Genomic DNA, 9,297 nt, shown 5'->3' on the forward strand with positions numbered 1-9,297 from the left:
GTTCGTTGATATTCCATATATCAAAGGTAAACATTTTTAGAAGCTGAAAGCTAAATGCACTAAAGTGCATAGTTTTAACTACAGTCTGCGACCAATAAAAAAGGTCATACCTCCTCCTCCAAACCCAACACCTTGAGCATCATTTGGATTTACTATAGCCATGGCATACTCAAACTCAAACTTTGCTCCTTTGCGCAAATCAAGATTTAAATCAGTAATAGCAAAAGCACTTGTTGTTGCTCTTTTTATGGTTAATACAATTCCTTCAGAAGTATATCTTGACTGCTCAGTAGGTCCTGACAAACTTCCTTTCCCAAAATCATTTGCTATCCAAGAAGGTAAATTATTATAGTCAAGGTCAGTTAAAGGATACTCATGTGTAGTCTGTGCCTTTACAGTCAGCAGAGTTAAAAACGCTATCAATAAATAATAATACTTTTTCATACGTCATTTTTTAAACCCCAAAGAAGATTACTTCTTCTTTGGGATATAGATTATTATTTCACTTCTAACACAATATTAAAGAAGGTTCTACCTGTTGGTTTAGCTCCTTGTTTTACTGTATAACTCAACTTTCCATTACTATCTAAATTCACATCCTCAAACACATTTTTGTCATAGTAAGTTACATAATAGTTTAACTCATACTTATCGTATACTGGTAAAGTAGAATTCCCATTACTTGATAACATTGGTGAACCAAATTGTTCTTCATATACATTGTATAACTCTATAGAATTACTTTGACCAGATACCATTTCCACATAAATAGCTGGTAAGTAAAAGAACTTCGGTGATGCAATATTACTTCCACCTCCAGATACTTTCTCCCAACGAGCTCCTCCATCACCATCAGACATTAAAACTTCGAATTCATTTGCTCCATGAGAACTTATTTTCTCTACTCTGATTGACTCATTTACAATATGTTTATTTTCAATAGATTCCTCTTTAACATTAAACTTTAAATCTTTAAAGAATGCTCCTTCTCCATCTTCATCTCCATCTATTTCAATTGTATCACTTTCTTCAAAATCTCCAGAACCACTATCTACAGACACATATTCCCAACGAGCTCCTCCATCACCATCAGACATTAAAACTTCGAATTCATTTGCTCCGTGAGAACTAATCTTCTCTACTCTGATTGACTCATTTACAATATGTTTGTTTTCAATAGATTCCTCTTTAACATTAAACTTTAAATCTTTAAAGAATGCTCCTTTTCCATCTTCTTCTCCATCTATTTCAATTGTATCACTTTCTTCAAAATCTCCAGAACCACTATCTTCAGACACATATTCCCAGCTTGCTCCCCCTACTCCATCAGACATTAAAACTTTGTATTTATTAGCTCCGTGAGAACTAATTTTCTCTTTTGTTACTGCTTTTTCATCTATAATACTTTCTTTTACAGATCCATTCTGTAATTCTAAATAACCAACAGCATTATCTGCTATATGTATGTTTTTAATAGATCCCTCTTTAACATTAAACTTTAAATCTTTAAAGAATGCTCCATCTCCTTCTCCTTCTATTTCAATTGTATCGCTCTCTTCAAAATCTCCAGAACCACTATCTACAGACAACTTCTCCCAGCTTGCTCCGTCATCAGCACCAGCTGTCAATACATAACCTTGAGGTACATTAGGTCCTGAATAAATCTTATCAATTGCAACAGCTAAATCCTCGATTTGTTCATAATCTACTGCTTTATCTGCTATTTTATCTTGTGTTATTGCTTTTTCTTTAATAACAGATCCGTAAACAGCATTTTTTTGTAATTGGGTATAACCAACAGCATCATTTGCTATATATTTAGTATTAATAGATTTCTCTTTAATATCAATTGTTGCTTCAGCTAAAAGTATGCGTCCATGATCTGGTGCCTTAATTGATATCGGCCCATCTTGGTCTGTTTTTAAGTAACTACCATTATCAGACATTTTAGTATACTTAACAGTACCATCTCCCTGGGCAGTAAGCACTTGTCCTTTCTTCGCTGATTCTGAATCAATCTTTGCGATTGTTACTGACTTATTAGCTATCTTCTCTGTTGTTACAGCATTTACATCTATCTTCTCTGTTGTTACAGCCTTTGCATTAATCTTAGCAGGAGAAATAGCATTATCTTTAATGTGCTGACCTTCTATAGACAACCCCTTCACTTCCAATGCAACATCTTGTAAAACTGATCCTATACTACCTTCAGTTGCGGTAATTGTACTACTTTCTTTAATATTAGCCTTATTTACTTCACTACCTCCAGATACTGCCTCCCAGGTAGCACCTCCATCACTATTAGCAGTTAATACATATCCTGCTTTATCTTTATCAGCTCCTATCTTATTTGCTGTTACGACTTTAGCTCCTAAGTGATCGGTACCTATCCCTAGATCCTTTACTTTAATAGTTACCCCTTCAAGTAAGGCTTTATTAGAAGATACTTCAATAGAAGAATCACTTTTTAATTCTTTACCATATTCATTCATTTCTACATATTTGGCCTCTCCATCTCCTAAAGAAGTCAATACTGTTCCTTTATCAAAACCTTTTGCATTAAATTTAGAGGCTTCAATTGTTCGCTCTGCTATTTTTGCATTCGTAATCCCAAGATTAGCAACATCAATACTTACATCTTGTAATGCAGCTTTATTTCCTTTTGTTACCTCAATAGCACTGCCTCCTTTAATTTCTTTTCCAGCTTCAACAATTGCATCCGATATAGGAGAAAATTCCGCACCTCCATCTTTAGTTACCAATACCAAACCATTACTTGTTCCTTCTGCACCTATCTTATCTGCTGTAACTGCTCTTCCTGCAATATGTTCATTCTGTACTCCAGACTCTGCAATACTAATTGTAGCATCGTTCAAAAGGGCTTTATTATTTGCAGTAACAGTAATTGAATTATCTCCTTTCAAGTCTTTTCCTTTTCCTTCAAAGGCACTATCTGTAAGTTTTTTATACGCTACATTCCCTTCTCCATCCGCGGTTAAAACTGTATTGTTATCAGCTCCCTTAGAAGATATTTTCGTTACCGTAACAGCTCCTTCTGCTAACTTTTCGGTGTGAATACCACCCTCTTTTACATCAATCTTTGTTTCAACTAATACTGTATTCAATCCGTCACCAACAGTAAATTCTAATGCATCACCTACATACAAATCCTCTCCACCAGATTCAAATGATATTATCCGTTTTAAGTGCAGCGGCTTTACTCGATACATCGGTATCTATTACTGATTTATAACTTACTGTGCCATCCCCATTCACTGTTGCCACAAATCCTTCTTGATTAGTTCCATCAGCTACTAATTTAGCAGCTGTTATTTGTTTATCAGCAATATGAGTTGTTTTAACTCCATCAGTGGCAATTCCAATATTTAGTCCTTCTAAACCAGCTTTATTACCAACTGGAATAGCCAATGAACCATCTGTAGAAGTTATCGCTTTTCCTTGTGCTGCTATTATATTGTAAACCTCAGTCTTTACATTAGTGTCACCAAGAATAGTTACAATTGAATTAATAACATCTGTAGCAATATTTATAGTAGCTAAAGGGTTATCTGAAGACAGATCTTTAAAGACATATACGCCCGGATTACTACTATCGATAGAAAGTGAATTTACATCAATAGTTACACCTGCCGTATTATTCTTTACAGCCTCCTCATTAAAATAAGTATAAATCCCCTTCCCTTCATTTTTCAAGACTGTTATAGTCTCCTTACTATTCACTATATCTTTGATGATATCGTCAGTAGCTTCTACCCAGTGTGCTTTTCCCGCTTTGGTCACCAATAGACTATTGTCTTTCCCAGGGGTTAATTTAGTCGGTGCCACCTGCCCATCAGCCAATCCTATAGTCACATTACCTAAAACCTTTCCAGTTCCATCGTCTACACTAATACCATCAGTAGTAGCTATATCACCTTTATTCGAAATAGTAGCTGACGTAACAGGTAAATAAGACACTGTGCCATCCGCATTTACAGTTGCCACAGCTCCTTGTGTTGCTCCTGTAGCGTCTAATTTACCAGCCTGAATCGTTTTATTTTTGATATCATTATTTTCTATCGTCTCATTCTTGATATGCGCACTTGTAATTCCTCCAGCAACAATAGAAACCTTTACATTTTTGTTGTCATCACCATATAAGACTTTGTTTCCGCCTTCTACCTTGATTACTTCTTCCTCACCTACTAAATTTCCTCTCATAGCTGGCGCTACAGTTTCTGTAGCCGTTGCAAAGCTCGCCTTTCCTAATCCATCAGCAGTCAAGACTGTTCCTTTTACAGCTCCTTCCGAACTGATCTTAGCACTTGTTACTTGTCCATCTGCGATATGCTTTGTTTTCACTCCTTTTTCAGCGATAGTAACAATTACATTTTGCAGAGTAGCTTTGTCTCCTCCCGTTACCGCAATCGACTGATCGGTACTTGTAACACTTTTAGCACTTGAATTAATCGTTGCGATTACTTCATTTTTAACCTCATTACTATTAAAAATAGTAGTGATATTATCAATAACGTTTTGCGTTACATTGACCGTTCCTATAGGCGTATCTTTTGATTTATCGTAGAAGTTATAAACCCCATTTCCCTTTCCATTAGTCCCCGGAATTTCCTCAATTCTCAGTGTATTCGCATCAAAGGTAATTCCCGTAGCTCCTGGTTTTCGATTGCCATCTGCATCGTAGTCAGCTTCATTAAAATAAGTAAACTGACCAGTACCCAAGTCGACTAATTCTGTAATCGCTTGATTCCCTTTCAAGAATTCTTTGATTACTTCATCTGTCGCATCAACCCACTTAGCCTCATTGTTTACATTCGTTACCAAAAGCTGTCCTACAGTACCCCCTTGTAGTTTGGCAGGAGTCACTGCTTTATTCTGAATCATTTCAGTACTTACCCCATCTACAGCGATATCTAAGGTCATCTCATTGAGTACAGCTTTATCTCCCTGTTTCCCTATAGCTATCGAGGTACTTGGTGAAGTCACTGCTTTTCCCTTAGCAGCTACTGTATTATAAATATTATTCTGTACCGTAGTGTCATTTAATATCTCATTGATATTCTCGATTACTGTTCCAGCGACATCAATAGTCATCAAAGGTGCAGTCAGAGAAGTCTGTCCATCATAGAAAACATAAACTCCTTTCTTTCCATTCTGTTCCTCTATTTTTAGTGTATTCGCGTTAAACACTACGCCAGCACCCCCATTTTTAATATCATCTTCATTTCGATAAGTAAATGTCCCATCAAGGTTAACATCTAATACCGTAACCGTTTCATTCTGTTTGACAACATCTTGAATAATTGAATCAGTAGCAGGTACCCACTCTACCTCTCCGTCTTTAGTAACCAATAAATACTTATCAGTACCTGGTTCTATTTTATCTGTACTAATCCCCTTTGGAGCAACCGAAATCTTTGTGTTTGCCAAGACAGCCTTATCTCCACCAGTAATCTGGATAGAAGTATCTTCTGCCTCTAATTTTTGACCATTAGCTGCTACCGTTTTAAAAATTGTGTTTTGAACCGTTGTATTATTGAGTATCTCATCAATATTAGTAATCACCGTTCCCTTAATATCTATGGTAGCTAAGGGACCTTTACCATCAGTAAACACATACTTTCCTTTACCATCATCACTGATAGAAAGTGTATTTGCATCAAATTCTACTCCTGGGTTACCCTTTTTAATATCATCTTCATTTTGGTAAGTAAATGTCCCATCAGTGTTAACATTTAATACCGTAACCGTTTCATTCTGTTTAACAACATCTTGAATAATTTGATCAGTAGCAGGTACCCACTCTACCTTTTTATTTTTAGTTACTAAGATATACTTATCCTTTCCTGGCGCAATTTTTTCAGGTATAACAGCACCATCTCTTAACTTATAAGAGGTAACAGCACCATCGACAAGTTTAGATTCGGATACAGCACCATCAGCAATAGTCAATAAAACTTCTTTTAATACCGCTCCTGATAATACAGAACCTCCGTTAACTAAAATCCCTTTCCCTTTTAAATCTGCAGCCTTACCTTTCGCTTCTTCAATTTTCTTAAAGATATTATCGATAACGTCTTGTAGATTATCCCCTTCAATAATCGTCGAGTTATTCTCAAAGAAAATAGCATTTGCACGTGTGCTAATTGTCATTAAAGGATTGTCCTTGGTTGTTTTACCATCGTAGAAATCATAGATTCCTTTACCTTTTTGCCCTTTTCTCTCCTCTATTCTCAGTGTATTAGCATCGAAGAATACTCCCTTATCCTCTATTAAACCACCATTTTCATCTATTCCAATCTCGTTATAGTACACAAATGTACCATCCTGATTATTTTGTAAAATGGTAACTTTTTCATTTAGCTTAATCGCTTCTTTAATTACCTCATCTGATGCACTTACCCATTTCACTTGTCCTGTTGCATCAGTTATAAGTAATTGTTTATTACCACCAGGTGACAGCTTAGCTGTTGTAATTCCCTTATTAGCTACCGATATCTTCGTTTCATTTAAAACGGCCTTTAATCCACCTTCTACTAAGATAGAACTATCAGCTGTTTTTAGCTCTTTACCTTTTGCAGCAACGTTATTGTAAATTTCATTGATGACAGTTTCGTCTTGAAGAATAGTTGTGATATTATTTATCACACTTCCACTTATATCGATAGTCTGGGTAACTCCAGCCTCGTTCGTATAGGTATATGTACCGTCTTTGTTATCTATAATTGAAGTAACTATATTAATATCACTTAATGCGACACTTACAGTATGTTGATTAGAATCCTCGAGATACAATTTCTCTTTAACTTGATCTACAGCTAACTTCTTATTCTTCGGAATAAGATCTTTATTTGCATCAAAGTCAACTTTACTAATAATTCTATCCCACTGCTTACCAGTCCAATAGTAAAATCCCGCACTTAAATCAGTTGCATTCGTAGTATTATAAACCAATAAGCTCTCAGCAATATCCCCATTGTTAATAATAGAGGAATCCTTACTCCCTTTCAAAGCAACTCTCGGAATCAATAACCCTTGACTCTTTCCATCCATTACTTCTAAATGTAAAATTGCAGATTTATGTGGTTTAAGCGTTCCTATTCCTACTTGAGCAAACCCGCCATTGGCGATTAACAATGCACCTAATACAATCCACTTTTTTTTCATACTATCACTTTTTTACTATTACTACCAGTTTATAAATTATCATTAGTCAAAAATTTCATCTGTTAACTACTGCGCTAAAAAGCTACAAAACCCTGTATAGACAAGGGGTCACACTTAATTATATCACATTAAATTTACTAATTTTTAAAGTAAACTTACTTTAATTATAAAAAAACAACATTCAATCACCGCACCAAAGCTTAAAATTAACCAAAAAAATCATTTATAATCATTCTTACGCAAAATATATTCGGCCTTAGCCATGTATTATGAGAATAATTAAGGCTATTATAAAAATAATAATCACAATTTGACTTAAAAAACACCAATTTACACAACAAAAACAACTAAAAAACACTCAAAACAAGTTAAACTTGAAAATATTTTAACAAATCAACCTAAAATGCAGCAAGAATCACAAGCATTAGATTCTCGGTAAAATTCAAATGAAAAAGAAGAATGGAAAAGTAAAAGAAAAGACTGTACTACAAAAGATAGCAGGTCAATAATAAAGTTAGATCTAAAATGTAAGAAAATATACTCAACTACCTCCTAAGCAAATTAAGACAATCCGATCTACAGTTTAAACAACAAGAGCAAAGAGATTTTGCTATGCTCTATTTTTTTTAATCAATGAATTATTGTTGCTACTTTCTTAGGGGTTTCTTGGGGGATGCTAGGGGTTTTCTTCGAGAAACACCCCTTTTTGCGAGCAAAACCCCAAGGATAGTCGAAGAAAACCGCAAGAAAGTCCCAAAAAAGCATGACTATTTCAAACATATGGGCAGTTCAAAATTTGTACAATCAACATGAAAGAAATAAACCCCTATTTAAGGAAGATCTGTATATTGAACACACGCCTACAGACTGTCCCATTTACAAATAGATACACAAACAAAAGATTAACAACGAGATAGACGTACCTAAACTTACACATCAAAGCAAGGGTCTTGATAAAAAATCATCGATACACTTTCATACCTCTCTAATAATCTTCAAGGTAAACTATAACAATATTTTTCCTACCCTTATACACAGAAGCGCAAATGTTGCTACTGAATCTTTAAATACAACAACTTTAAACAAGTAAGTATGATAGAGGTAAGAAGGTTTTTCTCTTCCTAATTAGCTAAACTTATTGTGAAGATTTCTAATTTTTACATCAAATAGAGATTCTCCTAACACCAATAGAAGGGCTCTAAAATGGAATATTGCAAAGGTCAAAGAGAGAGTAGAATGGTTAAACTGAAGTTTTAGCCCCCTTTACAATTGTGACAAGGACAAAAAAAAGAGGCTTCTGCAATAGCAAAAGCCCCTTTTATAGTATAATATAAATTCAAATTATTTTTTGAATTTAGCGTATTTAGTTTTGAATTTATCAATACGTCCTGCAGTATCGATAAGTTTAGATTTACCTGTGTAGAATGGGTGAGATGTACGAGAAATCTCCATTTTGAACACTGGGTATTCTACTCCATCAACTTCAATAGTTTCTTTTGTTTCTACTGTTGATTTCGTGATGAATACGTCTTCGTTAGACATATCTTTAAACGCTACTAATCTGTAATTTTCTGGGTGAATACCTTTTTTCATGATAAATCGATTTTAAAATTGTGAGTTACCTACTATTTTGCGGCTTTCTATTTTTCAAGAAAGATATAAACGTACTATAACTGTTTGTAAAAAATTATTTTTATTTCAGATTGCAAATGTACAAATTAATTTGAAAAATCAAACAGCTAATTTTATTTTATTTACCACAGTCTTATCAACGGTACAATTTTTACAAAAACAAAGTAGTTACAGCTGTCTAATCCCTTTCATAATCCCTTGTAAAGAGCAGTTATCTGGACGATTCGAAATTCGATATACGCTACTGCATTTTCCTATCAACTGAAATTGTTATATATTTTATTAACCACTTTCCTTGTCTACTCCTCAAGTTAATTGTGGTATTATGCTCTAATAGAAACTCACTTTCATAAAACTCTACCTTAGACAATAGTATTAAAAAACGACACGAACCTTAACCAAGCACTTATTACTATACTTTTATAACCCGTTGTGCATTTTAAACAATCGGTTTTTTTAAAGTATTTAGATTTCTATTGA

At 34.5% G+C, this 9,297-nt stretch carries 4 protein-coding genes; all 4 read right to left on the bottom strand.

From position 1 onward, the window contains the following. Positions 1-78 precede the first annotated feature (78 nt). Positions 79-444 carry a hypothetical protein gene (locus GOQ24_RS14795; protein WP_243731287.1) on the bottom strand — a complete coding sequence of 122 codons (366 nt, stop codon included), beginning with the start codon at positions 442-444 and terminating at the stop codon, positions 79-81. Between the two features lie 53 nt (positions 445-497). Further along, positions 498-3,230 (bottom strand): hypothetical protein, encoded by a 2,733-nt coding sequence (locus tag GOQ24_RS14800; RefSeq protein WP_160340038.1) that lies wholly within the window; start codon positions 3,228-3,230, stop codon positions 498-500. Further along, the gene (locus tag GOQ24_RS14805) at positions 3,184-7,185 is read right to left on the bottom strand and encodes a hypothetical protein (RefSeq protein ID WP_160340039.1); all 4,002 of its coding nucleotides are present in this window, start codon (positions 7,183-7,185) and stop codon (positions 3,184-3,186) included. The genes GOQ24_RS14800 and GOQ24_RS14805 overlap by 47 nt, the downstream gene beginning before the upstream one ends. A 1,341-nt stretch (positions 7,186-8,526) precedes the next feature. Next, positions 8,527-8,778, bottom strand: coding sequence for a type B 50S ribosomal protein L31 (locus tag GOQ24_RS14810; protein WP_155091990.1), 252 nt, complete (start codon positions 8,776-8,778; stop codon positions 8,527-8,529). Positions 8,779-9,297: the final 519 nt, after the last annotated feature.

This window comes from Myroides sp. LoEW2-1 (assembly GCF_009767705.1).
In the GTDB taxonomy this organism is placed as follows: domain Bacteria; phylum Bacteroidota; class Bacteroidia; order Flavobacteriales; family Flavobacteriaceae; genus Flavobacterium; species Flavobacterium album_A.

Bases quoted from the DNA above. Each gene is read 5' to 3' on its own strand.
- GOQ24_RS14810 (WP_155091990.1), bottom strand. From the start codon at position 8,778: ATGAAAAAAGGTATTCACCCAGAAAATTACAGATTAGTAGCGTTTAAA.
- GOQ24_RS14795 (WP_243731287.1), bottom strand. From the start codon at position 444: ATGAAAAAGTATTATTATTTATTGATAGCGTTTTTAACTCTGCTGACT.
- GOQ24_RS14800 (WP_160340038.1), bottom strand. From the start codon at position 3,230: ATGTATCGAGTAAAGCCGCTGCACTTAAAACGGATAATATCATTTGAA.
- GOQ24_RS14805 (WP_160340039.1), bottom strand. From the start codon at position 7,185: ATGAAAAAAAAGTGGATTGTATTAGGTGCATTGTTAATCGCCAATGGC.